This is a genomic window from Polaromonas sp. P1_E1_2 (genome assembly GCF_056406035.1).
Genome location: NZ_JBFUAZ010000893.1, coordinates 1 through 1,153, shown reverse-complemented (window position 1 = coordinate 1,153; position 1,153 = coordinate 1). Strand labels below are relative to the sequence as shown.

1 protein-coding gene is annotated in these 1,153 nt (G+C 58.7%); it reads right to left on the bottom strand.

Translation table 11 applies throughout. The annotated features are described in order from the left end of the window. Nucleotides 1-639: 639 nt before the first annotated feature. Nucleotides 640-1,153, bottom strand: a 514-nt coding sequence (locus tag AC1D1P_RS23850) for a hypothetical protein (protein WP_477674720.1), incomplete at its 5' end; no start/stop codon positions are given.

Here is a 1,153-nt window from a genome sequence, read left to right as displayed (position 1 = left end):
CTGTTGAAGTTTCATAAGGTGCCCGCATCGCGTTGTGGCGCCAGCTGTCTGACAAGAGGTATTTTTGCGCTCTGTCTTTGGCTAACACCGCGTGTTACAAAGTGTTAACAATGTCGACGACTGGCGTCCGCAAGTCAAGCCGAGGGCTCTTTAAAAGCGGAATTTTTTCATGAAAACGCGGCCAAAATGATGTGCTTCGTGAGTATTCAACGTGGACGCTACAGGCGAGAACTGGCCGTGGTTGGGATTTTTACTCGAAGACGCTGGCAGCGCCGGGAAGCCTGCACTGGATTTGCACCTGGCAAACGTCAATTCCTGCTAAATGTTTCTTGATGTAACAGATTGATGATTTTGGCCAGCGAAGAAAGGTGTTGGCATGACGCGAATCCAGCATGGCGCGATGCCCGCGCAACTGGACTTCAGTGACGCGAAAGCGGGGGCCCGCATCGGGCCCATCTGGCATGCGCCCCGGCCTGCGCGAACATTGGGCAAACGTTGAGGGGGTTGCTGCTGTTCTTACGGGAAAAGAGCCCGCAGGCCAGACAGGGCGAGCGCAAGCAGCTATTAAATCGATAGCGATGCAGCTGCCTTGCGCAGGTGCTTGTGGTTTAGCGGCACGCGGTTGAACAGATGCGCGCGTTACTTTCCACCATTTCCGCCACCGTTGCCTCCGCCATTACCACCGCCGTGGCCGCCTCCATTGCCTCCACCCTGGCCGCCATTGCCGTTGCTGCCGCTTTTACCGGACTCTTTTCCGGCGCCCAGGCCTTTGCTGGAGGCGTGAGCCGTGGCGACATTGCTGGCATGAACGGCATGGACGCTGTCATTGGCTTTCTTGCCACTTTTGGAGGTATGCGAAGCGCTCACGACGGCGCCCAGTTTCACGCCCATGCTGTTGGCAATCTGGCCCCAGCCAATGCCGTCGGCCTTCTGGGACAGCAAGCCGCCCAGTGTGGCCGAGAGCTGTGAAGGCGTAGGGCTGGTGATGCCTTGTTTGGCCAGCGAAGTCTTGGCCAGCGCAAGGGCAATATTGATGTTGCCGTAACCCATTTTTCCGGTGGCCGGCGAAAGGCTTGCGGCTGGCGCGGTGGCGTTGGGTCCGGTCGGGCTGGGGCTCAGCGAGATCGGTGTGCCCGTGCGCAGCCCCTCAACC